General features: G+C 63.5%; 24 protein-coding genes. 6 read left to right on the top strand and 18 right to left on the bottom strand.

Annotation, left to right across the window (positions count from 1 at the left end; all coding sequences use genetic code 11):
* Window positions 1-13 precede the first annotated feature (13 nt).
* Both AC2ETI_RS13790 and AC2ETI_RS13785 read left to right on the top strand, forming a co-directional pair.
* Window positions 14-475, top strand: coding sequence for a MarR family winged helix-turn-helix transcriptional regulator (locus AC2ETI_RS13790; protein WP_047887960.1), 462 nt, complete (start codon window positions 14-16; stop codon window positions 473-475).
* Window positions 472-1,452, top strand: coding sequence for a zinc-binding alcohol dehydrogenase family protein (locus AC2ETI_RS13785; protein WP_483634033.1), 981 nt, complete (start codon window positions 472-474; stop codon window positions 1,450-1,452). Before AC2ETI_RS13790 ends, AC2ETI_RS13785 begins: the two co-directional genes overlap by 4 nt.
* Before the next feature lie 23 nt (window positions 1,453-1,475).
* Here the strand turns inward: AC2ETI_RS13785 and AC2ETI_RS13780 are convergent, their stop codons facing one another.
* The 6 genes from AC2ETI_RS13780 to kdpF are packed head-to-tail and all read right to left on the bottom strand — an operon-like array spanning window position 1,476 to window position 9,243.
* Window positions 1,476-2,156, bottom strand: coding sequence for a response regulator (locus AC2ETI_RS13780; protein WP_069146814.1), 681 nt, complete (start codon window positions 2,154-2,156; stop codon window positions 1,476-1,478).
* Entirely contained in the window at window positions 2,153-4,693 is a 2,541-nt protein-coding gene (locus AC2ETI_RS13775) for a sensor histidine kinase (RefSeq protein ID WP_020969962.1), read from the bottom strand. The genes AC2ETI_RS13780 and AC2ETI_RS13775 overlap by 4 nt, the downstream gene beginning before the upstream one ends.
* A gap of 7 nt (window positions 4,694-4,700) precedes the next feature.
* Window positions 4,701-5,351, bottom strand: coding sequence for a potassium-transporting ATPase subunit C (locus AC2ETI_RS13770; protein WP_019749013.1), 651 nt, complete (start codon window positions 5,349-5,351; stop codon window positions 4,701-4,703).
* Window positions 5,352-5,357: 6 nt separating this feature from the next.
* Entirely contained in the window at window positions 5,358-7,463 is a 2,106-nt protein-coding gene (kdpB, locus tag AC2ETI_RS13765) for a potassium-transporting ATPase subunit KdpB (RefSeq protein ID WP_483634032.1), read from the bottom strand.
* Window positions 7,460-9,145, bottom strand: coding sequence for a potassium-transporting ATPase subunit KdpA (gene kdpA, locus AC2ETI_RS13760; protein WP_020908186.1), 1,686 nt, complete (start codon window positions 9,143-9,145; stop codon window positions 7,460-7,462). The genes kdpB and kdpA overlap by 4 nt, the downstream gene beginning before the upstream one ends.
* Window positions 9,145-9,243: a K(+)-transporting ATPase subunit F gene (kdpF, locus tag AC2ETI_RS13755; RefSeq protein ID WP_007731078.1), complete on the bottom strand. Its 99-nt coding sequence runs from the start codon at window positions 9,241-9,243 to the stop codon at window positions 9,145-9,147. Before kdpF ends, kdpA begins: the two co-directional genes overlap by 1 nt.
* A 329-nt stretch (window positions 9,244-9,572) precedes the next feature.
* Between kdpF and AC2ETI_RS13750 the strand changes: the two genes are divergently transcribed.
* Window positions 9,573-10,991, top strand: a complete 1,419-nt coding sequence (locus tag AC2ETI_RS13750) for an amidase (protein WP_020908187.1) — start codon at window positions 9,573-9,575, stop codon at window positions 10,989-10,991.
* A gap of 4 nt (window positions 10,992-10,995) precedes the next feature.
* Window positions 10,996-11,550, top strand: a complete 555-nt coding sequence (locus AC2ETI_RS13745; protein WP_483634031.1) for a TetR/AcrR family transcriptional regulator — start codon at window positions 10,996-10,998, stop codon at window positions 11,548-11,550.
* Window positions 11,551-11,599: 49 nt separating this feature from the next.
* On the opposite strand, the gene era is transcribed toward AC2ETI_RS13745, so the two are convergent.
* From era to AC2ETI_RS13720, 5 genes are all read right to left on the bottom strand, one after another.
* Window positions 11,600-12,517: a GTPase Era gene (gene era / locus AC2ETI_RS13740; protein WP_020908188.1), complete on the bottom strand. Its 918-nt coding sequence runs from the start codon at window positions 12,515-12,517 to the stop codon at window positions 11,600-11,602.
* Between the two features lie 24 nt (window positions 12,518-12,541).
* Window positions 12,542-13,846, bottom strand: a complete 1,305-nt coding sequence (locus AC2ETI_RS13735) for a hemolysin family protein (protein WP_019749019.1) — start codon at window positions 13,844-13,846, stop codon at window positions 12,542-12,544.
* 21 nt (window positions 13,847-13,867) lie between these two features.
* On the bottom strand, window positions 13,868-14,410 hold the full coding sequence (ybeY, locus tag AC2ETI_RS13730; RefSeq protein WP_003944525.1) for an rRNA maturation RNase YbeY: 543 nt from the start codon (window positions 14,408-14,410) through the stop codon (window positions 13,868-13,870).
* 48 nt (window positions 14,411-14,458) lie between these two features.
* Complete coding sequence (locus AC2ETI_RS13725) at window positions 14,459-15,547, bottom strand: PhoH family protein (protein ID WP_019749020.1); 1,089 nt, start codon at window positions 15,545-15,547, stop codon at window positions 14,459-14,461.
* 112 nt (window positions 15,548-15,659) lie between these two features.
* Complete coding sequence (locus AC2ETI_RS13720; protein ID WP_020908189.1) at window positions 15,660-16,355, bottom strand: TetR/AcrR family transcriptional regulator; 696 nt, start codon at window positions 16,353-16,355, stop codon at window positions 15,660-15,662.
* A gap of 128 nt (window positions 16,356-16,483) precedes the next feature.
* Between AC2ETI_RS13720 and AC2ETI_RS13715 the strand changes: the two genes are divergently transcribed.
* On the top strand, window positions 16,484-18,088 hold the full coding sequence (locus AC2ETI_RS13715; RefSeq protein ID WP_400822026.1) for an MFS transporter: 1,605 nt from the start codon (window positions 16,484-16,486) through the stop codon (window positions 18,086-18,088).
* Here AC2ETI_RS13715 and AC2ETI_RS13710 read toward each other — a convergent pair.
* The 5 genes from AC2ETI_RS13710 to hrcA form a co-directional block, all read right to left on the bottom strand.
* A complete protein-coding gene (locus AC2ETI_RS13710; RefSeq protein WP_021333395.1) occupies window positions 18,080-18,856 on the bottom strand; it encodes an alpha/beta hydrolase family protein in 777 nt (258 codons plus the stop codon). The genes AC2ETI_RS13715 and AC2ETI_RS13710 overlap by 9 nt on opposite strands.
* Before the next feature lie 14 nt (window positions 18,857-18,870).
* Complete coding sequence (locus tag AC2ETI_RS13705; protein WP_020908192.1) at window positions 18,871-20,109, bottom strand: L,D-transpeptidase; 1,239 nt, start codon at window positions 20,107-20,109, stop codon at window positions 18,871-18,873.
* A 143-nt stretch (window positions 20,110-20,252) separates the two neighbouring features.
* Window positions 20,253-21,014, bottom strand: a complete 762-nt coding sequence (locus AC2ETI_RS13700) for a 16S rRNA (uracil(1498)-N(3))-methyltransferase (RefSeq protein WP_021333396.1) — start codon at window positions 21,012-21,014, stop codon at window positions 20,253-20,255.
* Window positions 21,015-21,016: 2 nt separating this feature from the next.
* Window positions 21,017-22,168, bottom strand: coding sequence for a molecular chaperone DnaJ (dnaJ, locus tag AC2ETI_RS13695; RefSeq protein ID WP_019749026.1), 1,152 nt, complete (start codon window positions 22,166-22,168; stop codon window positions 21,017-21,019).
* 81 nt (window positions 22,169-22,249) lie between these two features.
* Window positions 22,250-23,293, bottom strand: coding sequence for a heat-inducible transcriptional repressor HrcA (gene hrcA / locus AC2ETI_RS13690; protein ID WP_019749027.1), 1,044 nt, complete (start codon window positions 23,291-23,293; stop codon window positions 22,250-22,252).
* A gap of 157 nt (window positions 23,294-23,450) precedes the next feature.
* On the opposite strand from hrcA, the gene AC2ETI_RS13685 reads away from it, so the two are divergent.
* Window positions 23,451-23,774: a type II toxin-antitoxin system VapB family antitoxin gene (locus AC2ETI_RS13685; protein ID WP_003944521.1), complete on the top strand. Its 324-nt coding sequence runs from the start codon at window positions 23,451-23,453 to the stop codon at window positions 23,772-23,774.
* A 26-nt stretch (window positions 23,775-23,800) separates the two neighbouring features.
* On the opposite strand, the gene AC2ETI_RS13680 is transcribed toward AC2ETI_RS13685, so the two are convergent.
* Together AC2ETI_RS13680 and hemW are read right to left on the bottom strand one after the other, a co-directional pair.
* Complete coding sequence (locus AC2ETI_RS13680; protein ID WP_483634030.1) at window positions 23,801-24,421, bottom strand: CG0192-related protein; 621 nt, start codon at window positions 24,419-24,421, stop codon at window positions 23,801-23,803.
* A 35-nt stretch (window positions 24,422-24,456) separates the two neighbouring features.
* A complete protein-coding gene (gene hemW / locus AC2ETI_RS13675) occupies window positions 24,457-25,683 on the bottom strand; it encodes a radical SAM family heme chaperone HemW (protein WP_019749029.1) in 1,227 nt (408 codons plus the stop codon).
* Window positions 25,684-25,753 lie beyond the last annotated feature (70 nt).

Raw genomic sequence — 25,753 nt, 5'->3', positions numbered from 1 at the left:
TCGGGGTCTGCTCATGACGGGGTCGGACCTGAGCGGTCACTTCGACAACCTCGTCCGCTTCGAAACCGAACTGTGGACGGCCGTCGACCAGCGACTCCGAATCGAGCACGACCTGCCACTGAGTCGATTCGAGCCGATGCAGATCATCGACAGGCTAGGTTCCTGTCGGGTCTTCGACATTGCCGAAGCCCTCGCGATCACCGTCGGTGGCACGAGCAAATTGGTGGATCGGATCGAGTCCTCGGGGCACTGCCGTCGACAATCCAATCCCGCCGACAAACGATCCTCACTCATCGCGTTGACCCCCGACGGCATTGGCCTGTTGCAGGGGGCGAAGGCCACGTTCGACGACGAACTGGCACGCCGTCTCGGTTCCGTGCTGACGCCCGAGGCTCTCGATCGGTTCGGCGCCACACTGGCCACGCTGCGCGAAGCCAACCGCCGACTGACACTCATCACCAAGGAGAAAGCATGACCGACACAATGCGCGCAATCGTGCTCGACGCCCCCGGCCCGCCAGAAGCATTGACGATCAAGGAGATTCCCATACCGGCGCCTACCACCGGCTGGGTACTGGTCCGTGTGAAGGCCTTCGGCCTCAATCGATCCGAACTGCACACCCGCCTCGGCCTCGCCGAAGGCGTGACGTTCCCGAGGGTGCTGGGCATCGAGGCCGTCGGCGAAGTGGTGAACTGCCCCGGCGGGGAGTGGACCGAAGGGCAGCAGGTCGCCGCCATGATGGGCGGGATGGGTCGAGTCTTCGACGGCGGATATGCCGAGTACACGTGCGTTCCCGTCAGCCAGGCCGTTCCCTTCTCCAGCAAACTGGACTGGTCGAGAGTGGGAGCTGTTCCCGAGATGCTGCAGACGTCGTACGGCTCTCTGACGGTGGGACTGGATGCGAAATCCGGTCAATCCCTACTGATTCGAGGCGGAACCTCCTCGGTCGGCATGGCAACCGCAGTCCTGGCGAAGCAGTGGGGGCTCACGGTCCTTGCGACCACCCGCGATGCGAGCAAGACGTCATCGTTGACCGCGATCGGGGTCGACCACGTTGTCCTCGACGACGGTACCGTGGCAGGCCAGGTGCGAGACATTTTCCCGGACGGTGTTGATCTGGCTCTCGAATTAGTCGGAACACCAACACTTCCCGATACGTTGCGCGCCACTCGCGTTCACGGGACCGTGTGTTTCACGGGCATGTTGTCCAACGAGTGGACAGTCAAGGACTTCTATCCGATCGACTACATTCCACGCGGAGTGCGATTGACCTCGTACGGCGGGGACGCGTCCGACCTGCCTGCCGACGTACTGCAAGACTTCCTCTCCGCTGTCGCGTCAGGCGAGGCGGTGGTACCGATCGACGAGGTGTTCGCGTTCGAGGACATCGCGCAAGCGCATGCCAAGATGGAAGCCGGTACGGCTCGTGGCAAATTGGTGGTGATGATCTGACCTGGTTTCTCACACCTGGTTTCTCACACCACGAATCGATAACCCATCCCCGCCTCGGTGATCAGATGCTTGGGGCTGGCCGGGTCGTCCTCGAGCTTGCGACGAAGTTGAGCCAGGTAGACACGCAGATAGTGAGTCTCGGTGTCGTAGGCCGGTCCCCACACCTCCCGAAGCAATTCCTTCTGCCCGACCAGCTTTCCGCGGTTGCGCACAAGCATCTCGAGCATGCCCCACTCGGTCGGAGTCAGGTGCACCTGTTCACCGCGCCGACTCACCGTTTTGGCAGCCAAGTCCACCGTGAACGACGCGGTCTCGACCGACGGTTCCGAGGTATCGGCCGCCGAGGTTCCACGCCTCGCCGCTGCGCGCACGCGGGCCAGAAACTCGTCCATCCCGAAGGGCTTGGTGACGTAATCGTCGGCACCGGCATCGAGGGCCTCGACTTTGTCCGCGGAGTCGGTGCGCGCCGACAGCACGATGACCGGCGCCGTGCACCAGCCACGCAGGCCTGCAAGTACTTCGGTGCCGTCCATGTCCGGCAGTCCGAGATCGAGAATCACCACGTCCGGCGGCCGTTCCGCTGCAGCGCGCAGGGCCCCTGCTCCGGTGGACGCCGTCACCACGTCATATCCACGCACAGTGAGGTTGATGCGTAGTGCCCGCAAGATCTGCGGTTCGTCGTCGACAACCAGTATCCGGCTCATGACTCGCTTCCATTCGTTCCTGCACCGGCCAGTTCGACCATCATCGTCAACCCACCGCCCGGAGTGTCGGTGGCACTGACCGTTCCGCCCATCGCGTCGACAAATCCACGAACCACGGACAGCCCGAGGCCCACTCCGCCGGTGTTGTCGCGATCTCCCATCCGCTGGAACGGCTCGAACATCGATTCGGCTTCACCACGGGGTACACCGGGGCCGGTATCTGCGACGGTGATGACGGTGCGGTCTCCGACGCGTGCTGCTCCCACTCGCACCGGTGTTGTGCCGCCGTACCGCAATGCGTTGTCGACGAGGTTGGCGATCACTCTCTCGAGCAAACCCTGATCGGCTTGCACGGCAACAGTACCCACGTCGACGATCACACTGTGGGACCGGGAGTCCGACCGGCCGCCGATGCCTAATCCAAGCAACGCCCGGTGAACAACTTCGTCGAGGTACACCGCCCGCAACGTCGGCTTGACCACTCCCGCAGCCAGTCTGGACGAATCAAGAAGGTTGCCGACCAGCGCGGTCAACTGATCCGCAGACTCCTCGATGGTGGCCAGTAGTTCTGCCGTGTCCTCAGGTGAGAACTCGATGTCGTCGCTGCGCAAGCTCGACACAGCAGCCTTCACGCCGGCGAGCGGTGTCCGAAGGTCATGGCTCACAGCCGAAAGCAATGCTCGGCGCAGTTGATCAGCCTCGGTCAATGCAGCCGCCTTGCTCGCTTCGACCGTGAGCTTGTCCTGACGGATCATGCCGACCGCCTGGTGCGCGACAACGGTCAACACCCGACGATCACGCGCACTCAACTCCGGCCCCGACAGCATCAGTGCGTATTCGCCGTCGTTTACCTCGCACACGGAATCCGCGTCAGCTTCACGTGCCGGCGGTTCTGCACCCACGGCCGCGACTACGCCATCCTCATGATGCACCACTGAAACCCCCCGTTGACGGTAGATTTCGCGAGCTTTCTCGAGCAGCGTGGACAGGTCAGCACCGCGGAGAACCGACCCCGCAAACAGTGTCAGAAGTTCCGCTTCCTCCGAAGCGCGCTTCGCTTCCCGAGCTTTTTTGGCGGCAGCGTCCACCAGAACGGCCACTGCCACAGCCACTATCAGCAGCACCACCGTCGTGATGAAGTTGTCGGGTTCGGCGATCGTGAAGCTGTACCTGGGGTCGGTGAAGAAGTAATTGAGCAGCAGTCCCGATAACAGAGCAGACAGCATTGCCGGCCCGACACCACCGAGCAGCGCGACCAGAACCACCACCACGAAGAACAACGCGTTTTCACCCTGCACGCCGGAGATCCGGTCGATCAGACCCATGAGTCCGGCTGCGGCCGTCGGAACCACCACTGCCGCAATCCACGACAGCAAGCGGTACTCGGATCGGCCGAACAACGAGATCCGCCGACGGACGGTCGTTTCCTCATGGGTGACCATGTGAACGTCGATGCCGCCGGACTGCTGAACCACCGCGGCGCCGATCCCCTCGTCGAGGATGCGCGCCAGCCGAGAACGTCGAGACGTTCCCAGAACCAACTGTGTGGCGTTCTCCTCGCGGGCGAATTCGAGAAGCGTCGACGGTACGTCGTCACCGACAACGGTGTGAAGCGTGGCGCCGACCCCGACGGCCAACGCGCGCACCTTGCCCATTTCCGGGGCCGAGACTCCGGTAAGTCCGTCACCGCGTACGACGTGGACCACCATCAGTTCGGCACTCGATTTCGACGCGATACGGGATGCGCGCCGTACCAGCGTTTCCGACTCCGGTCCCCCGGTCACGGCAACGACGACACGCTCGCGCGCCTCCCAGGTATCGGTGATCTTGTTCTCGGCCCGGTACTTCGCCAGGGCGGCGTCCACCTGATCGGCCACCCACAGCAGAGCCAGTTCGCGTAGCGCCGTGAGGTTTCCGCGTCTGAAGTAGTTACCCAATGCCGCATCGACACGCTCCGGCGAATACACGTTGCCGTGAGAAAGTCTGCGGCGCAGCGCCTCCGGAGTGATATCGACCAGCTCGACCTGCGCCGCACTACGCACTATCGCGTCCGGAACCGTCTCCTGCTGAACCACGCCGGTGATGTGCGCGACAACGTCGTTGAGGCTTTCGAGGTGTTGCACGTTGACCGTGGACAGGACGTCGATCCCGGCTTCGAGCAGTTCCTGTACGTCCTGCCAGCGCTTGTGATTCTCACTCCCCGGCGTGTTGGTGTGTGCCAACTCGTCCACGAGGACAAGGGCCGGCCGCCGAGCCAACACGGCCTCGACGTCCAGTTCCGGCATCCGTGTTCCGCGATAGTCCACCAGCTTCGGCGGAATGATCTCGAGGTCACCGATCTGCGCCGCCGTGCGGGCGCGGCCGTGTGTCTCCACAACGGCCGCGACCACGTCACAGCCACGATCTCGACGTCGATGAGCCTCACCGAGCATCGCGAAGGTCTTTCCGACGCCGGGGGCAGCGCCGAGGTAGATACGCAATTCACCACGTTTGCGTGCCCTACCGAAAGATTGACCGACCTTCTCCGAAGAACTCACGTGACAATCATCCACCAGTCGTCGGCGCAGCACACGTAGGTGCCGTCAATCCGAGTGCCAGGTTCAATTCCAGGACGTTGACTCGCTCGGCTCCGAGAAATCCGAGTTGCCGACCGTCGGTGTGCTCAGCCACCAAGTCCCGCACCTGGTCTTCCGAGATGCCGTTGTTCGCCGCCACCCTCGCGACCTGCAGCTCGGCGTACGCCGGACTGATATGGGGATCGATACCCGAGCCCGAACCGGTGACTGCGTCGACGGGAACCGATGCCGGGTCGACGCCCTCACGTGCCGCGATGGCTGCCCGGCGCTCGATGATGAATCCGGCCAGAATCTCGCTGCTCGGCCCCTGGTTGGACGGCAGTGCCGCAGCGGGATCACCGGTGGCAAAAGGATCCTCGTCCGAAACGGATCCGACAACGCGGTTGTGGAAGAACGGGTCCTGCTGCCCTTCGGCAACCTGCGGATCAACACCCACCCAGGCACTGCCGACCACGCAACCGGCGGCATCAGTGACCGGTGAGCCTTCGGCAGATCCGGAGCTGATCCGGCTGACCCCCCACACCGCGGCGGGATAGATCACACCGAGAACGACCGTGAGTGCAAGTAATACGAGCAAACCCGCCCACACCTGTTTGGCAAAACCGATAGTGAAACGCATGTCAGGTCACCCAATTCCAGGAATCAAACGCACGACGAGATCGATCAACCAGATACCGACGAACGGTGTGATCACACCGCCGAGACCGTAGACGAGCAGGTTACGTCCGAGCAACTGCGATGCTGTCGACGGTCGGTATCGAACACCCTTGAGTGCCAACGGAATCAACCCGATGATCACCAAGGCGTTGAAGATCACGGCCGAGACGATCGCCGATTCGGGGGTGGCGAGCCGCATGATGTTCAACGCGTCCAGCTGCGGGTAGATGCCGCTGAACAATGCCGGCAGGATTGCGAAGTACTTCGCCAAGTCGTTCGCCAACGAGAATGTGGTCAAGGCGCCGCGGGTGATCAGCAATTGCTTGCCGATTTCCACTACCTCGATCAGCTTGGTGGGATCGGAATCGAGATCGACCATGTTCCCGGCCTCTTTAGCTGCCGAGGTTCCCGTGTTCATCGCGACCCCGACATCCGCCTGGGCAAGGGCGGGCGCATCATTGGTCCCGTCACCGGTCATCGCGACGAGACGTCCGCCTTCCTGCTCCTTCCGGATCAGGGCCAGTTTGTCTTCCGGCGTGGCCTCCGCCATGAAGTCGTCGACGCCCGCCTCATCGGCAATCGCCTTCGCGGTCAACGGATTGTCGCCGGTGATCATGATCGTGCGAATACCCATCGCCCGGAGTTCGGCGAACCTGTCAGCCATTCCCGGCTTGACGACGTCGGACAACGCGATCACGCCGAGGATCGAAGTGCTCTCACCGTGCTTGACGGCAACTACCAGTGGTGTTCCGCCGGCTTGGGCGATGTCGTTCACGCTATCGGTCACCGCGGTCTCTGCATGTCCACCGCCACTGACGACCCAGTTCATCACCGCATCTGCTGCACCCTTTCGGATTTGGCGTCCGGAGTGGTCGAGTCCGCTCATCCGCGTTTGTGCCGTGAAGGGAACGAACTCGGCGCGTTCCTCGTCGAGCGTCGGTTCGGCCGCGAGAGAGAACTCTGCTGCGCACAACTCGACGATGCTCCGTCCCTCGGGAGTTCCGTCGGCCAGGCTCGACAAGCGCGCTGCCGCAGCAAGATCGTCGGCGGATACGCCGGGTGCCGGGTGGAGCGCGGTCGCCCGGCGGTTGCCGAAGGTGATGGTTCCGGTCTTGTCCATCAACAGGGTGTCGATGTCGCCCGCAGCTTCCACGGCACGCCCCGACATCGCGAGAACGTTGCGCTGGACGAGGCGGTCCATGCCCGCGATACCGATCGCCGAGAGCAGCGCTCCGATGGTCGTCGGGATCAGGCAGACGAGGAGTGCGATCAGCTTGATCGGATCCTGCTCGTGCCCCGCGTACAACCCCATCGGGCCGATGGCTACGACGGCGAGGAGGAAGATGACGGTCAACGACGCGAGCAGGATGTTGAGCGCAATCTCGTTGGGTGTCTTCTGACGCGAGGCGCCTTCGACGAGCGCGATCATCCGGTCCACGAACGAACTGCCCGGTGCTGCGGTGATTTCCACGACGATCCGGTCGGAGAGAACCGTCGTACCACCGGTGACGGCGCAGCGGTCGCCACCGGATTCACGGACTACCGGGGCGGATTCACCGGTGATCGCCGATTCGTCCACGGAGGCAATACCTTCGACCACGTCGCCGTCGCCGGGGATGACCTCGCCGGCAACCACGATCACCCGGTCGCCGACCACCAGTTCGGTGCCGGAAACCGATTCGATCGCACCGCTCATCGTGATCCGATGCGCTGTGGTGTCCTGCTTGACCTTGCGCAGGCTGGCCGCCTGAGCCTTGCCTCGCCCTTCGGCCACGGATTCGGCGAGGTTCGCGAAGATCACCGTGAACCAGAGCCACAGGGTGATCACCCAGGAGAACACCGAGGGATCGGCGATCGCCATGACGGTGGTGATGACGGAGCCGACGAACACCACGAACATGACCGGGTTACGCGCCAAGTGGCGTGGATCGAGTTTGCGTACGGCCCCCGGCAACGCGGTGATCATCTGCCGCGGGTTGAATACGCCTGCGTGTACTTGACGGGACTGCCCTGGATCAACCTTGTCGGCAGCGTCTTGCGCTACCACGGGTTTCTCACTGATACGCACGGTCATTGAAGAGCCTCCGCTAGCGGGCCCAGCGCGAGGGCCGGGAAGAATGTAAGTGCAGCAACAAGAACGACGGTTCCGGTCAACAGGCCGGTGAACATCGGACCGGATGTGGGGAGGGTGCCGGCCGTCGGCGCCACCTTCTTCTGAGAGGCCAGCGCACCGGCCAGAGCGAGAACGAAGATGATCGGCAGGAATCGGCCTAGGAGCATGCAGATTCCGAGGGACGACTGGAACCAGTCGCTGGTGACGGTCAGACCGCCGAACGCGCTGCCGTTGTTGTTCGAGGCGGAAGCGAAGGCGTAGAGCACCTCGCTGAACCCGTGGATCGATCCCGGCGTGCCCGGATCTCCCCCGTTGCCTTGATAACCGGTGGTCGAACCGAGGATCACGGTGATGGCGGTACCGATCAGGACCAGTGCGGGCATGACCAGGATCGACAGCGCCGCAAGGGTTATCTCGCGACGACCCAACTTCTTGCCGAGGTATTCGGGCGTGCGACCGACCAACAGTCCGCCGACGAACACTGCGATCAGCGCCAGCACGAGAATCCCGTAGAGGCCGGTTCCGACTCCGCCCGGCGCGATTTCGCCGAGCAACATGTTGAGTAGGACCGCGCCGCCGCCGAGGGGCGACATGCTGTCGTGGGCCGAGTTCACCGCACCCGTCGACGTTCCCGTGGTCGCCACCGCGAACAATGCCGATCCGGGGATTCCGAAGCGAACTTCCTTGCCCTCCATCATCGAACCAGCTGCTGTGGCGGCAACACCGCGTGCGCCGGATTCGGCAGCGAGCGTCACCGCGAGCAGTCCGCTCCACAGGATTCCCATCACTGCGAGCAGGGTGAGGCCTTGCCTACGATCACCGACGAGAGTTCCGAATGTTCGTGTGAGGCAGACCGGAATCAACAGGATCGCCAGAATCTCGACGATATTGCTCAGCGGGGTGGGGTTCTCGAACGGGTGCGCCGAGTTGGCAGCCAAGATCCCGCCGCCGTTGGTGCCGAGTTCCTTGATCGCTTCCTGGGACGCGACGGGAGCTAGTGCATTGGTCACCGCATTGCCGTCGAGGCCGGTGGAGGCGAAACCGCTGTGGAACGACTGGATCACTCCCTGGCTCAACAGGATCAGGGCGATCACGAAGGAGAACGGGAGGAGGATGCGCAGAGAACCACGCGTCAGATCGACCCAGAAGTTGCCGATCTCGCCGCCCCGGGCAACCCGAATGAAGCCACGAACCAATGCGATGGCCACCGCCATCCCGACTGCGGCAGAGACGAAGTTCTGCACCGCCAGGCCGACGGGCTGAACGAAGTTGCTCATCGTCGTTTCCGGCGTGTACGACTGCCAGTTCGTGTTCGCCACAAAGGAAATCGCGGTGTTGAAGGCAACGGCAGGGCTGACGCCGGACAGTCCGTCACTCAGCGGTAGTACACCCTGAATCCGTTGGAGAAAGTACAAGAACAATGCGCTCGCCAACGAGAATCCGAGAACGCTTGCGGCGTAGCCGTACCACGTCTGCTCGGCCCGCGAGTCGATCCGGCCGACGCGGTAGATCACACTCTCGACCCGCAGATCCCGCGTCGACGAGTAAACGCGTGCCATGTAGTCGCCCACCGGAACGTAGGCAATTGCCAGAACGGCGAGGACAAAAGCGATCTGCAGGCCGGCTGCAAGAGCGGGCGACATCAGAACCTCTCAGGATCTACGAGTGCAACGAGCAGATAAATGACCAATGCCGCGGCGACGGCGATCAGAACCACGCTGACCACACCGGCAACCGTCATTTGGGAGCGCTCGCCTGTAGGGCGCGCAGCACCAGCGCGCACACGAGAAAACCACCGAGAATCAGAGCAACGTAGGCCAGATCGGCCATGAGCTTCCCTCTTCGAAATCTTTTGCCGTGCTGCTGTGCATCGCAGCCATGACGCTCGGTCGCCCTCGACCGGATGCGCTCTCTCAGCTTCGACCTCCAGAGAGGCCGATTCCGTGTCTCTGACGATCCACTTACGCACTGACCTGGCGTCTTGACGCGATCTTGACGCGGAACCCAAGTTCGCTAATACTGAAACAAGTTACTGTTCGTTCGAACGAACAGTTTTGCGAAGGGAACTTGATGACTTCTCGAACCGACCACGATCTCGCCCCCGGCCTTGTCGACCAGGTTGCGAGTCTGGCTTCGGGTGCTACCTCGTCCGTCGCGGCCACGGAGGCAACGCTGAGCCGGATCGAGGCCACTCAGCCTCACCTCAATGCGTTCAAGATCGTGCGGCGCGAGAAGGCACTCGAAGAAGCTGCCGAGTCCGACAGGCGTCTCGCACTCGGCGAGCGCCTACCTCTTCTCGGCGTGCCGATCGCAGTGAAGGACGATGTCGACATCACCGGCGAACCCACCGCCTTCGGTTGCCCTGGCGATTTCCCGGCCAAGACCGAGGACTCGGAGATGGTTCGACGCCTCCGCGACGCCGGCGCAGTGATCGTAGGCAAGACCAACAGCCCGGAACTGGGCCAGTGGCCGCTCACGAGCGGTTCAGCCTTCGGTTACACGCGCAATCCGTGGTCGCGTCACCACACTCCAGGCGGATCGTCGGGCGGCACCGCCGCGGCCGTCGCTGCCGGATTGGTCAGCGCCGGAATCGGTTCCGACGGAGCCGGTTCCATCCGAATCCCCGCGGCCTGGACCAACCTCGTCGGAATCAAGCCGCAGCGCGGGCGCATCTCCACCTGGCCCGACGCCGAAGCCTTCTACGGCCTGACGGTCAACGGCCCGCTCGCTCGCACCGTCGCCGACGCGGCACTGCTGCTCGACGTCGCTGCCGGCAACCACGACGGCGATCTCCACAAGCCGACACCGGTCACCGTCAGCGACGCGGTGGGACGCGACCCCGGAAAGCTGAAAATCGCTCTTTCCCTTCGTAATCCGTTCACCGCCACTCCTGTGAAGCTGGACCCGGAAGTGCGCCTGGCCGTGCATTCGATCGCCGACACGCTGCGGGAACTCGGACACCACGTCGTCGTCGACGATCCCGCATACGGCCTGATCTTCGGCCTGAACTTTCTGCCCCGCTCACTCGTCGGGGTCCACGACTGGCTCGGACGCGTTCCCGACCCGACACTGGTCGATGCCCGAACACGCGGAAATGCACAGAACGGCAAGCTACTTCGTGGTGCGCCACTGCGCGCGGCCCGCGCGGCCGAACCGCGGATGCGAAAGCGGATCGGAGCGATCTTCGACACCTACGACGTCGTCCTGGCACCCACGACGGCAACTCCACCGATCATGGCGACCGCGATCGACGGCATCGGTGGTTGGGACACCGACAAGGTCATGACCGGCGCCTGCCCGTACGCGTGGCCGTGGAACGTCCTCGGCTGGCCCTCGGTCAACGTGCCGGCCGGATTCAGCAAGGCCGGCCTGCCCATCGGTGCGCAGTTGATGGGCAACGAGAACACCGAGCCTCTGTTGGTCTCCCTCGCTTCACAATTGGAATCGGTCCTGCGTTGGGATCAGGTCCGACCCGAGCCGTGGTGGTGACCCGATGAGTAACCGGGACGTTCGCGAGCGAATACTCGACGCCGTTCTGCACGTCGTCGGTACCGACGGCATCCCGGGTGTGAGCAACCGGCGCATCGCCGCGCAGGCCGGCGTCTCACTCGGATCGATCACGTATCACTTCGCGAGCCAGTCGGACATGCTTCGCGCTGCTCTGTCTCGATTCGTGACAGACGAGACGTGGCGCCTGCGCGCCTTGGCCGAGGAGTACCGCGACAAAGGTCTCAGCGTCGAGGATGCCGCGGCAATAGCTGAGAAGGTGACGCGAGATCTTTCGTTCTCGGCCGAGCGAATCGCTCCGTTCGAGATGTACATCGCCGCCGGCCGCGACCACGAACTCCATGAAGTGGCGGTCGAATGCTTTGCCGCTTACGACGATTTGACCGTCACGATTCTGACGGCACTCGACGTACCGGATCCCGAATCGATTGCATCGACGCTCGTCGCCGTCATCACTGGACTCCAACTCCGACGCCTGGCCACCGGCGTCGACGAGCAGGACATCGGCGCGGCGATCCTCAGGGTCCTCCGGCCCCTGTGAGTGGTTAGGCAGTCCCTGGACTCCTTAACCGCTCACGGGGCCGGAGGCCCTAGAAGCCCAGCCGGCCGAGCTGCTTCGGGTCGCGCTGCCAGTCCTTGGCGACCTTGACGTGCAACTCCAGGAAGATCCGCACACCGAGCAGCTTCTCGATCTGCAGGCGCGCACTGGTACCGACTTCCCGCAGACGCGCTCCGCCCTTACCGATGACGATGCCCTTCTGGCTGGGCCGCTCGACGTAGAGCAACGCGTGGACGTCCAGCATCTCGCCCTGCTTCTCGGTGCGTCCTTCGCGCGGGATGACCTCCTCGATCACCACGGCCAGGGAGTGCGGCAATTCCTCACCGAGACCCTCGAGCGCAGCCTCACGGATGAGTTCGGCCATGAGCACCTCTTCGGGCTCGTCCGTCAATTCGCCGTCCGGGTAGAAGGCCGGGCCCTCGTCCATCAGACCGGCGAGGACGTCGACCAGGATCTCGACCTGTTCGCCCGACTTCGCGGACACCGGAACGACCTCGGATTCGGGGCCGAGCACGGTGGACAGCGCAAGCAACTGCTTTCCGACGGCGTCGCGGCTGACCTTGTCGATCTTGGTGACGATGCCGACCAGCTTGGTCTTGGGCGCCATCTGACGAATCTGCTGCACGATCCAGCGGTCTCCGGGCCCGATGGCCTCGTCGGCCGGGATGCACAGGCAGATGACGTCGACCTCGGAGTACGTGTCACGAACCAGGTCGTTGAGGCGCTGCCCGAGCAATGTGCGCGGCTTGTGCAGTCCAGGGGTGTCCACCAGGATCAGCTGCGCATGCTCGCGGTGAACGATGCCACGAATCGTATGGCGCGTCGTCTGCGGGCGCGAGGACGTGATCGCGATCTTGCTGCCGACCAACGCATTGGTCAGCGTGGACTTACCCGTATTGGGTCGACCCACGAAACACACGAAGCCTGACCGGAATTCGTTCTTGCTCATAACTGCTCCTCGCTGAACACTCGCTCAGTCATCGGTGTCTTCTGTCTCTTCGTCTTCGGACCGCGGGATGCGCTGCACGAACACCGTGCTGATGCGTACCCGGCCTCGGCCCGTGTTGGTTCCCTCACCGCGCAGGATCAAACCGTCGTATTCCACCTCGGAACCAGGAAGCGGAACTCGGCCGAGTACGTATCCGATCAGCCCGCCGACGGTCTCCACCTCGTCGAGTTCGAGTTCGAGATCGAACAATTCGCCGAGGTCTTCGATGGGAAGCCTCGCGGATACGCGGAACATTCCGTCGCCGAGATCCTCGATGGGCGGCGTCTCGTCCTCGTCGTACTCGTCGGCGATCTCACCGACGATCTCTTCGATGACGTCCTCGATCGTGACCAGCCCGGCGATTCCGCCGTACTCGTCGACGAGGATCGCCATGTGATTGCGGTCGCGCTGCATCTCGGCCAGCAAGCTGTCGAGTGGCTTCGAGTCGGGAACGAAGACCGCCGGCCGCATGACGTCGCAGACGTTGACGTTCCGGCCGCCGTCGGGCAGGTGGTAGGTCTGCTTGACCAGATCCTTGAGGTAGACGACACCGAGCACGTCGTCGACGTTCTCCCCGATGACCGGCAAGCGCGAGTGACCACTGCGCACGGCCAACGACGTCGCCTGTCCGGCATTCTTGTCATTTTCGATCCACACCATGTCGGTGCGAGGCACCATCACCTCGCGTGCCGACGTGTCTCCGAGTTCGAAGACGGACTGGATCATTCGGCGTTCTTCGTCGGCGACGACGCCGCGTTCCTGCGCCATGTCCACGAGTTCACGCAACTCGATTTCCGAAGCGAACGGACCGTTGCGGAAGCCCTTACCCGGGGTCAAGGCGTTACCCACGAGGATCAGGACGCGACTGATCGGCCCGAGCAGAACACCGATCCACAGCAGTGGCAACGACGCGGCCATCGCGATGGAGTACGCATGTTGGCGCCCAAGCGTTCTCGGTCCGACGCCGATGACCACGTACGAGACGAGAACCATGATCACCGCGGTGACGGTCAGCGCCCAGCCCAACGAGAGGATGTCGATCAGACCGCCCACGAGTACGACGGTGGCCGTGATCTCGCACAAAATGCGAAGCAGGACCATCAGGTTCACGTATCGCGGACGATCGGTCAGAATGCGCTGCACGCGCGCGGCGCCGGCTCGCTCTTCCTTTGCCATCTCGTCGATGCGCGCCGACGAAATGGTGTTGAGCGCCGAGTCGACGGCCGCGAAGACACCACCGACCGGGACAAGAGCAATCGCCAGAACAAAGAGCGCTATGGCGCTACTCACTACAGAACCCCCGGATGCCTGTTATCGGTCCACTCCGTCGACGAAACCGGTCTTGCCGAGCAGCTTCTGATCGCGTTCGGCCAGTGCTGCTTCGCGGTCGATACGGCGAAGGTCTTCGTACCACTCTTCGAGGAGGCTGTTCTGCAAGCCGAACATCTCCTTCTCCTCTTCCGGCTCCGCGTGGTCGTAGCCGAGGAGGTGCAACACACCGTGGACGGTCAGGAGGGCAAGTTCGTGGGCCAGTGAATGCCCGGCCTTGTCAGCCTGATCCGCGGCAAAAGACGGACACAACACGATGTCGCCGAGCATCGACGGTCCCGGCTCCGGGGAATCAGGACGGCCACCCGGCTCGAGTTCGTCCATCGGGAACGACATGACGTCGGTCGGGCCCGGCAGGTCCATCCAGCGAACGTGCAGATCCGCCATCGTCGCGGAGTCGACGAGAACCATCGACAGCTCGGCCGCCGGATGGACATCCATCCGAGCGATCACGAAACGGGCAACGCTGATCAACTCCGGTTCGGAGATGTCCATGCCCGATTCGTTCGAGACCTCGATGCTCATGTGCGACGCTCTTTCCTGGGAAAAGTAGGGGTTGATGCGTCGATCAGCCTACCGTCGCGGTGAATGAGCATGTGCAGCGCGGCGCTGCGCCCGGTTTCCGACGGCCAACTCGCCGGACCGATCCGATTCGTGACGCTCGTAAGCGTCGACGATGTGGGAGACCAGCCGATGACGTACGACGTCACTGCTGTCGAGGGTGGCGAAATGAATATCGTCGATCCCGGTGAGGATTTCGGATGCCGCACGCAGACCCGAACGGGCCCCACCAGGTAGATCGACCTGGGTCACGTCTCCGGTGACCACGATCTTGGAACCGAACCCGAGACGGGTCAGGAACATCTTCATCTGCTCGGCCGTGGTGTTCTGCGCTTCGTCCAAGATGATGAAGGCGTCGTTGAGCGTCCGGCCGCGCATGTAGGCGAGCGGAGCGACCTCGATGACTCCGGCCTGCATCAACTTCGGAATCGCCTCGGGATCCATCATGTCGTGCAATGCGTCGTGCAGCGGGCGCAGATACGGATCGATCTTCTCGTGCAATGTGCCGGGCAGAAAGCCCAGTCGCTCGCCTGCCTCGACTGCCGGCCTGGTCAGGATGATCCGAGAGACCTGCTTGGCCTGCAACGCCTGAACGGCCTTGGCCATGGCGAGGTAGGTCTTGCCGGTGCCGGCCGGGCCGACTCCGAACACGATGGTGTTCTCGTCGATGGCGTCGACGTAGCGTTTCTGGTTGAGGGTCTTGGGCCGAATCGTCTTGCCCCGACGCGAAAGAATGTCGAGGGAGAGCACCTCGGCCGGAGACTCGCCGACCTCGTTGGTGAGCATGCCGATGGTTCGTCGAACAGCATCCGGTGCGATGGGTTGCCCCCGACCGGCCAGCGACGCCAATTCACTGAACACACGTTCTGCCAGCGCAACGTCTGCAGCCGTCCCCGACAAGGAGACAGTTCCGCCACGTACGTGAATGTCGGCACGAAGCTCACGTTCGATCGCGGTGAGATTCTCGTCCGTCGCCCCCAGGATTTGACGCACGGTCTCCGGCGCCAGATCCATACTCGAACGGACGGTGCGCTCTGCGGGCAGAGCGCGATCGGTGATGGTGGTTACACGGTTCCCGTCGAGTTCACTGTGTTCACTCACGTGGTGAATATGGCCTGCTTTCTGGTCCGATCAGCCCACTCGACTCGTGAGCCTCGATACTTCGAAGTCTAGCGCCAGAGTCGGACACGGCCCACTTGTTAATCGTCCCGGCCTAATCCTCGCGGCGACCGGACGGCAGCGATTCTCGGATCCATTCCGACGCTTCGGCGACGACCTCGGCGCTTCTGTCCGGACTGATACCCGCGATGACCAGGCATACGGCGGCAAAGGATTCGCCAGAGTCGGTGATGAGCCCACTGTTGGCCTGATCGAACAAAGTGATCGTGATCGCCTCGGTCATCGCTACCAGAGTCTCGGCCGGCAGGTATGTCGAGAAGGTGCCGTCACGCTGACCTCGCTCGACGACGCTGATACTCACGGCGCGCGCGGGCTCCATCAAATCGAGAATCCGCTGCTCCCCCAACTCTTTGCGAGCAAAACTGAGTAGCATCCGGAATCGATCACCGACCGGCCATGACAGCAATGCCAGTACGGCAGTCGCCAGATCGGGGCGCTCGGGCGGCTCACCGGCTTGGCTCAGCGCAGCAACGAGATCGGTCGACGCCTCGTCCACGATGCCGTTGATCAGCGCCTCACGGCTGTCGAAATGCGCGTACACGGTTCGTCTGACCACACCGGCAGCCTTTGCGACGTCGTCCATACTCGCATCCGGATCAGCAGCGAACGCCGTGATCGCCGCCTCGATGATGCGATTGCGATTCGCCGCGGCCTGACTACGACGCTGCCTTCCGCCCGATTCGGCAGTTCCCGAAACGACTGTGCCCGAATGCGTCAACGCGCGTTCCACCTCTTTCGACTGCCCAACTGTGATCTAGGTCAATCATAGTTGCACATCGGTGTGCAAGTTATTAACTTACACATCAGTGTGCAAATAGATCGAGGAGTCTCTTCGATCATCAGGAACGGAGTCGCGTCATGACGACACTCATGAGCAAACCTGTCTCGGAGATGGACCAGCCGTACTCACGGCGGTGGGCCGCGCTCGGGGTGTTATGCCTGAGTTTGCTGATCGTCGTGATGGCGAATACCGCGCTGATCGTCGCGGCGCCGGACATGACCAGAGACCTCGGGCTCACCAGCACTCAACTGCAATGGGTCATCGACGGCTACACAGTCCCCTACGCCGCGCTGATGTTGCTGTTCGGCGTGATCGGTGACAAGTACAGTCGCCGCGGAGCGCTTCTGGCCGGACTCGCCGTGTTCGCCGGCGGCGCCGTCTTCGGCAGTATCGCGGACACCACCAACGCCGTCATCGCGGCACGAATGATCATGGGCGTCGGCGCCGCGATCATCATGCCCGCGACGCTCTCGCTTCTGGTCGCCACCTTTCCCAAAGCGGAGCGATCACGCGCCATCGCGGCGTGGGCGGCGACGTCGGGTCTGGCGATTGCCCTCGGTCCGCTACTGGCCGGCTGGATTCTCGACAGTCATTCCTGGAGCATCACTTTCCTGATCAACGTCCCGATCGCCGCCGTCGCTGCCGTCGCCGCCGTAATCCTGGTGCCGCCGAGCAAGGCCGAGCACCTGGGCCGGATCGACTGGATCGGCGGCGCACTCTCGGTGGTCACCATCGGCTCGCTCGTGTACTCGATCATCAACGGATTCCACTTCGGGTGGACCGGCGGACCCATCGGCACCGCCGTGCTCGCTGCGATCGGTCTCGTCTCGTTCGTCGTCTGGGAACGGCGTCACCCGCAGCCACTGCTCGACGTCCGCAAACTCGGCCAGCGCATGGTCGGCGGCGCGACACTCGCCGTACTTCTGCTCTTCCTGGCCGCCTTCGGTGCCATCTACTTCATCTCACAGCAGTTCCAGTTCATCCTCGGCTACGGCGCACTCGAAACCGGTGTTCGTCTGCTGCCCTTGGCAATTGCCGTTTCGATCGGCGCCGTGGTCAGTGGCCGGATCACTCCGCTGATCGGCGTCCGGGCATCCATCGTCGGCGGCATGGTCGTCGCCGCGGTCGGTGTTCTGATTCTCACGCAGGTAGACGGCGATTCGGGCTACTGGATGTTCGCTGTCCCACTGATCCTGCTCGGCCTGGGCATCGGCTTGAGTGAACCGCCGGCCACCGACGCCATCATGGACAACTTCTCCGAGGACGATCTCGGCGCTGCTGGTGGCCTCAACGACACCGCCATCGAACTCGGCGGCTCTCTGGGAATCGCGATCCTGGGCTCGATCCTCGCTGCGAGCTACAAGGATTCGATCGCAGGATTCATCAGCGGTATGCAGGTTCCACAGTTGACGGGTGAGCTGGCGCAACAGGCCGCGTACGCGATGGAGGTGTCGGGAGAATCCGTCGGCGGCGCTTCGTTGGTCGCCGAAGAGATGGCAGGCAACCCCTTGGCTGCAGCTCAGGCAGCGCCGTTGCTCGACGCCGCCGGCAGTGCCTACGCCGACGCGATTTCGGCGGCCAGCTGGGCGGGCGGCCTTGCACTGTTCGTGGGGGCAGTTGTCGTGGCGTTCATCCTGCCGGGCAAGAAGGCCCCTGTGCAAGAAGGCCCCGTGTCAGTCTGACGTGCTCGGAGCCAGCGGGTCTTCGGCGAGAACCAACTCGCGGGAGACCCGCCAGGACTCGGTCGAGGGTGAGAGAAATGCGTCGTGCCCTTCGCCCTCGATCACACGCAGTGCCACGGGATCACCAGCCGCTTCGGCAGCCTTCGCATACCGGGAGCTCACCTTGGCCGGCACCTGCAGATCCTCCGCACCCGTGACGCACACAACGGGAACGCCGATCGGCAGTCGATGCTGTGGCGACGCATTGCGATACAGATCCGGGTCCGCTTCGAACGGAACGCCGAACAGATCCTCGATGAAGCTGATCCGTCGTCCACGCTCGCCTGCCGACGCCAGATCGAGTGCGGCAGCCTGCGCGATTACCCGTTCAGGCCGGGTGAACGTGTCCTTCTCTCCCGCCAGCCACACTGCAAGATGTCCGCCGGCCGAATGCCCGAGCAGGCGAATCTGATTCAGATCGAATTCGGCCGAGGACTTCGCGGCAACCAGTCCGGGGATTTCGTCGTACGCCGTTTTCACGTCGGCGGACATTTCCGGCCAACCACCGCCCGCCCCGAGGCGGCGGTATTCGATGTTCCACACTGCGACGCCGTGCCGCGCGAGTTCGACGGCAAATGCGGTGCCCAGATTCAATCCGTACTGCCCGCTCCAGAAGCCGCCGTGGATCTGCATGACGATCGGGATCGGGCCGTCAACCGCCTCGTCGGGAACGTAGAGATGCCCGAACTGTTGCTCGTGTCGGCCGTACGGAATCTTGAATCGAGGCACCGAGGAAATCTATCTCAGGCGAGGGCGCTGCCTGCGGCCCAGTCTGCCCACGAGAGGGTCCAGTCGCCGTTCTGCCACACCTCCAGCGGAGCCCCGCCGGTGTTCTTGATCTCGACGACATCTCCTGGCTGCGAGAAATCGAAGAACCATTTGGCATTGGCCGCACTGAGATTGAGGCAACCGTGCGAGGTGTCGGTGTTTCCCTGCGCCCAGACGGTGCTCTCCAACTCGTGAAGATAGATACCGTCCGTGCTGATGCGGGTGGCCCAGTTGATGGATTCCTTGTAGCCCAGGCGCGAGTTGATCGGCAGACCGTAGGTCGACGAATCCATGATGACGGGATTGGCCTTGTCCATCACGGTGTACGTGCCGGGCTGGGTCCAGAACGAGAGCGTCGTGCCGCCGATCGTTTCGGTGCCGCCCATACCCATCGAGGTCGGCATCTCCTTGATCACCTGACCGTTTTCGTAGACGGTCACCATCTTGGTGTTGTCGTCGGCGACCGAGACGTGGGAGTCGCCGATCTTGAAGGACACGGTGTCGTCCTGTTGGCCGTACAGTCCGTTGCCGAGTTGCTTGCCGTAGATGTTCGCGTTCACCGAGACCGTCGTGCCTGGTGCGTAGTAATTCTGCGGACGCCAGTGAACGTTCTGACCGTCGACCCAGTACCACGATCCTTGTACGGGCGGATTGGTGGTGACCACCAGAGACTTCTCGGCCGCGGCTTTGTCACCGATCAACTCGTCGAAATGAACGGCGACGACCGTGCCGACGCCGTACGTGCCACCGTCCGAAATCGAGGCGCCACCGGTGGTGTTGATGTACGCGCGAGTCTGATTACTCGGCGCGACGGTGGTCAGCGTCGTGTTCTTGGTCGTGGCAACACCATTCGCGTCGACGGCATCGACGACAAGCTTGTAGGTCTTGCCGTATCCGAGTGGTTCGCTCGGCTTCCAGGACGTCTTGTCAGGCGTCGTGATACCGGCGACTTCCTTACCTTCGGGATTGGTCAGCGCGACGGTCGTCAGTGTTCCCTTCGCGACCTGGACCTCGATGGGATCGAGGGGGCTCACTGGGGTTCCGCCGTCGGCGGGAGTGACGGTGACGAGCGCCTCGCTGGTCGGTGTGGTGGTGACGGCATTACCGGAAGAGCCAGGATTGTCTCCGGTGGAGACGGTGCACCCCGCAACCAGCATCATCGCCGCCGCGGCACACACCGCTCCGGCAATTCGCATATGCGCACGTGACAACATCTGGCCTCCTGAAATCCCCGAACCAACTCACGCCGAAGGCGACCCCCGACGTCCTTACGATAGTGCGCAAATCTGACACTTCGCTGAGCGCCGGATCCGATTCAGCTCGGGATCACACCAACGTCAGTGCAGTCACAACAAGATCAGTGCAGTGGCCGTGGTCCCCAGCGATCGGTCAGCACTCCGATCGCGCCGAGAGCAACAGCCCCGGCGGTCGACGTGCGCAGGACCGTCGGCCCGAGAAGCACCGGAGTGGCCCCGGCCTCCGACAACGCACTGATCTCCGAATCGTCGAGCCCACCTTCGGGACCGACAACGAGAAATACCTCGTCCGCGCTCGCCAACGGCAAGCCGGCCAACGGCGTCGTCGCCGATTCGTGAAGCACCGCAACCACAGCGCCGCGGGCAACGGCGTCGCGAACCAACGCGATCACCGCCGCCGTCTTGTGCAGATCCGAAATCTCCGGGACGAACGCGCGTCTGGACTGCTTCGCCGCAGACACTGCGGCACTTCGCCAGCGTGCGACGCCCTTGGCGAGCTTCGGGCCTTCCCATTTGGCGACACAACGCAAGGACTGCCACGGAATCACGGCGTCGATACCAGCCTCGGTGGCCAGTTCGACGGCCAATTCGGAGCGCTCGGCCTTGGGCAGTGCCTGAATCAGGGTCACCAACGGCTTGGGCTGCTCGAGAACCTGAACGTCGCTGACCAACAGTTCGAGGCGATCCTTGCCGACGCTCGTCACCTCGGCGTCGGCTACCCGGCCACGGCCGTCGGCCAACACCAAACGCTCGCCGACACCGATCCGGCGGACAGTGGCCGCGTGGCGACCCTCCTGCCCGTCCAGAACTGCGATTTCACCGACGCCGGGAACCGGGTCGAGAAAGAAGACCGTTGCGGCCACCGTCAGCGGCCGCTGAATGCTTCGCGAAGACGCGAGAACAGACCACCGCTGTTCTGCGACGTCGTCGAAACGACCTCGGCCTCGTCACGATCGCGGAGCAGCTTGAATTCCTTGAGCAGCTTGGACTGCTTGTGATCGAGGCGGCTCGGGATGACCACCTCGAGGTGAGCGTGGACGTCGCCGCGCACTCCCGACCGCAGTTTCGGCATACCGTGACCGCGAAGAACAGCAACGTGCCCGGGCTGGGTGCCTGGCTCGATGGTGATTTCCTTGGGGCCGTCGATGATGGTGTCGACGGTGACACTGGTACCCAGTGCTGCGTCGACCATGGGAACACGGATGGTGCAGTGCAGGTCTTCACCGTCCCGAACGAAGACGTCGTGCTGCTGCTCGACGATCTCGACGTAGAGGTCGCCGGGGTGTCCGCCGCCTGGGCCGACTTCACCCTGCGCAGTCAAACGGATGCGCATGCCACCGGCAACGCCCGCCGGAACCTTCACCGTGATGTCGCGCTTGGCCCGCACTCGGCCGTCGCCGCCACACTTGTGGCAGGGATCCGGGATGGTCTCACCGGCACCGCGGCACGTCGGGCAGGGACGCGAGGTCATGACCTGGCCGAGGAACGATCGCTGGATGGACTGAACTTCGCCGGCACCGTTGCAGGTCTCACAGCGGACAGGCTTGGAGTCGCCGTTGGTTCCGGCTCCGGTGCAGCTGTCGCACAGAATGGCCGTCTCGACGGTCACGTGCTTGCTGACGCCCGTCGCACATTCTGCGAGGGTCAGCTTGGTGCGAAGCAACGAGTCGGCTCCGGGCTGAACGCGACCGCGCGGCCCACGACCTGCGCCGCCACCGCCGCCGAAGAAGGCTTCGAAGACGTCGCCGAGGCCACCGCCACCGAATCCGCCGCCGAAGCCACCACCTCCGCCGCCACCGGACTCGAGCGGGTCTCCGCCGAGATCGACGATGCGACGCTTCTCCGGGTCGGTCAGGACCTCGTAGGCCGTCGAGATCTCCTTGAACTTGGCCTGCGCCGCCTCGTCAGGGTTGACGTCCGGGTGCAGTTCGCGTGCCAGCTTGCGGTAAGCGCGCTTGAGCTCCTGGTCTGTCGCGTTCTTGCCGACGCCGAGCAATCCGTAGTAATCCCGTGCCACGTTGAGTCTCTCGTCCTTCTCTTACTTCTAGGTTTTCCTCAGTCCTCGCGAGGAGGTGTGCCGACCAAATGTCGACGTCCGTCATCGCTCGGAGAGAACTTCGCCGATGTATCTGGCAACGGCGGCAACCGATGCAATTGTTCCCGGATAGTCCATCCGAGTGGGTCCGAGCACACCGACACCACCGAAAACGGTACCGGCCGCGCCGTAGCCAGTCGAAATCACGGAGGTTCCGCGCATCTGTTCGACCTGCGTCTCTTCACCGATCTGGACGGTGACCGTGCCGGAATTCTGCGTCGCAGCGAGCAGTTTGAGGACCACTACCTGCTCTTCCAGTGCTTCGAGCACTGCGCGCAGCGAACCGGGGAAGCCGGCCAGACCGGAGAAATCGGCGGCGTTGCGCGTGAGGTTGGAGGTTCCGCCCAGGACGAGGCGATCTTCCGGATGTTCGACCAGGGTCTCGACCAGAACCGTTGCCGACCGGATCACGGCGTCGCGCAGGTCGGCCGGAGACTCGTCGGCCAGTTCCGCCACGGCAATCGACGCGGCGGCCAGGCGCTTGCCTTCCAGGGCCCCGCCGAGAAGCGCGCGCAACCGGGACAGGTCTTCGTCTTCGAGGACGTCCCCGAGTTCGACGATTCGCTGATCGACGCGGCCGGAATCGGTGATGAGAACGAGGAGCAGGCGCGCCGGCGTCAATGCGACCACCTCGAGGTGGCGAACCGACGACGCGGACAGCGACGGATATTGGACAACCGCGACCTGACGGGTCAGTTGCGCGAGCAGTCGCACACCGCGGCGCAGAACGTCGTCGAGGTCGACACCCGACTCCAAGAACTCGAGGATCGCTCGTCGCTCGGGTCCGGACATGGGCTTGACGTCGGCGATGCGATCGACGAATTCGCGGTATCCCTTGTCGGTGGGGACGCGGCCGGAACTGGTGTGCGGTTGGGCGATGTAGCCCTCGGCCTCGAGGAATGCCATGTCGTTGCGCACAGTGGCGCTCGACACTCCGAGGTTGTGACGCTCGACCAGGGCCTTGGATCCCACCGGGTCCTGGGTGGAGACGTAATCGGCCACGATTGCACGTAAGACCTCGAAACGCCTGTCGTCGGTACTCGACATCGTTGCCACCTCCGTTTCCTGAACAGAACGAACACCGACATTTACACATCGGTTCCCACTGGCAGTCTAATCGCCCGAGCGCCAGAGACGGCTGTTGCCCTTACTGTGGAGTGAGATCGGCGAAGGGTCGATCGCACAACCATGGACAAGGCGGCACATGATCTTCAAAGGCGTGATGGACGGCAAACCGTATCCCGATCACGGACTGTCTCTACGCGACTGGTCGAAGTTCCCTCCACGTCAGGTTCGACTCGACGAGATCGTGACCACCACGAAGGTCCTCGAACTCGATCGCCTGCTGTCGGAGGACTCGACCTTCTACGGCGATCTGTTCCCTCACGCAGTGCAGTGGCGCGGCACTCTCTACCTCGAGGACGGCCTGCACCGAGCGGTTCGTTCGGCCCTGCGAAACCGCGTCGTGCTGCACGCGCGTGTCTTCGACTTCGACGCGATGCCCGGTGTCATCGAGGGCGTCCGCTGACGCTCACGCGACTCAGGCGCCGAGACTCAACCGACGAACGCGAGCAGTGCGGGATTCGGCTGCCCCGGCCAGGTTCCGGTGAGCGTCGCCGAGCCTGACACTCGATCTGCGTCGATCACTCTCACCACGGTCAATTCCAGTTCTCCCGCGCTGATGATCGAGTCGGTGCCGACTGTCGAGCAGGTCACCGATTCGACGTCCGGTACGGAAGCGCCGGCCGTACCGCTGCCTACTACGTGAGCCGTCACCGGGATGTGATCGGCGGAGTCCGCGAAAACCAGATCGACTCCGGCCCCACCGGTCAGAATCGCGGTCGCCACCACGCTCACGTAGACCGGATCGCAGCAAGCGTCGTACACCCACCGCTCGCCCAGTACCGAATGATCCATGGTTGCGATCAGCGCAGTCTCCGCCCCGTCCAGCGGAGCACCACGATAAGTGAGCGGGACCTGAAGAATTCGACCGTCGGCAGAGCGGAGCAGATGCGTCTCGACTCCGACCTCGCCGTCCGGGTCGTCGAAACGATAGGCGTCGACGCGTTCGAGCGTCGAACAGTCGACCGACCTGATCCATGGCTGCTTGGGCACCCACGCTCGGAGCAGGTCGTTCTTGGACGGATTCAGCTGCGCACGATGAATGATGGCCACCACGGCCACATTACGCGGCGAAGGATGGTGCCGCGTCAGGTCAGGATCGTGCGAATCACCGCATCAGCGAGCAGGCGGCCACGGTCGGTGAGAACCACGTGATCGTTCTCGATCACGGCCAACCCGTCGACTACCACCTGTTCGGCCGAAAGGCGTTCGGATGCAGACAGTTCCGACAACGGAAGTCCCGTACGCAACCGCGCGGTCAACATGACGCGCTCCATGTGTTCGTCCTCGGCGGTCAGTTCTTCGCTGCCGCCGACGGGAAGTTCACCGAGGGCCAACTGTTCCGCGTACCGTGCCGGGTGCTTGACGTTCCACCACCGCACTCCGCCGACGTGACTGTGCGCGCCCGGTCCGGCGCCCCACCAGTCACCACCGTCCCAGTAGCCGAGGTTGTGACGGCACCGGGTGTCACCGGAGTCCGCGGTTTCCGCCTTTGCCCAGTTGGAGACCTCGTACCAGTGCAAGCCGGCCTCGGACAGGCGTGAATCGATTCGTTCGTATCGTGAGGCCAGCACGTCGTCGTCCGGCGCGGGCAGCTCGCCGCGCCTGACCTTGCGAGCCATGGCGGTGCCGTCCTCGACGATCAACGCGTAGGCCGAGACGTGGTCGACATCGGCGGAGAGAACCGCATCGAGTGAGGCGTCCAGATCTTGGTCTCGCTCCCCTGGCGTTCCATAGATCAAATCCAAGTTCACGTGCGAAAAACCAGCTGCGCGAGCCTCTTTCGCGGCAGCGACGGCGCGGCCGGGAGTGTGGGTGCGGTCGAGGATCTTCAGGACGTGCTGAGCCGCGGACTGCATGCCGAGGGAAATGCGGGTGAATCCCGCACTGCGGAGAGCGTCGAAGAATTCCGGCGACGTCGATTCGGGGTTCGATTCCGTGGTCACTTCGGCGCCGGACGCCAAGCCGAAGCTGCTGCGAACCGCCGACAGCACGTCGGACAGCCCGTCGCCACCGAGCAGCGACGGCGTTCCACCGCCCACGAACACCGTCTCGGCCGCCGGGGCGCCCGTCATCTCGGCCGCGAGATCGAGTTCGCGTCGCAAACCCTCCAGCCACGACTGCGGCGACGCCGAGGTTCCGAGCTCACCGGCCGTGTAGGTGTTGAAATCGCAGTACCCACACCTGGTGGCACAGAACGGGACGTGGATGTAGATCCCGAACGGCCGTTTCCCGACACCCTCGAGCGATCGCGCGGGCAAGGCGAAGGGCGTCGCCTCGCTCTGTCGAGTGGGAGTCGTGCTGGTGGCATTCACGCCTCCAGTGTCCCAGCATCCGGAACGCACACCTATTCAGCCTGCGATGCAGGTCGGCGCGTGGCCTGAA

This window comes from Rhodococcus sp. MurmanLake-1, from assembly GCF_056945715.1.
Note: the sequence above shows the minus strand (reverse complement) of the source record. Positions and strands in the feature narration are given on the sequence as shown.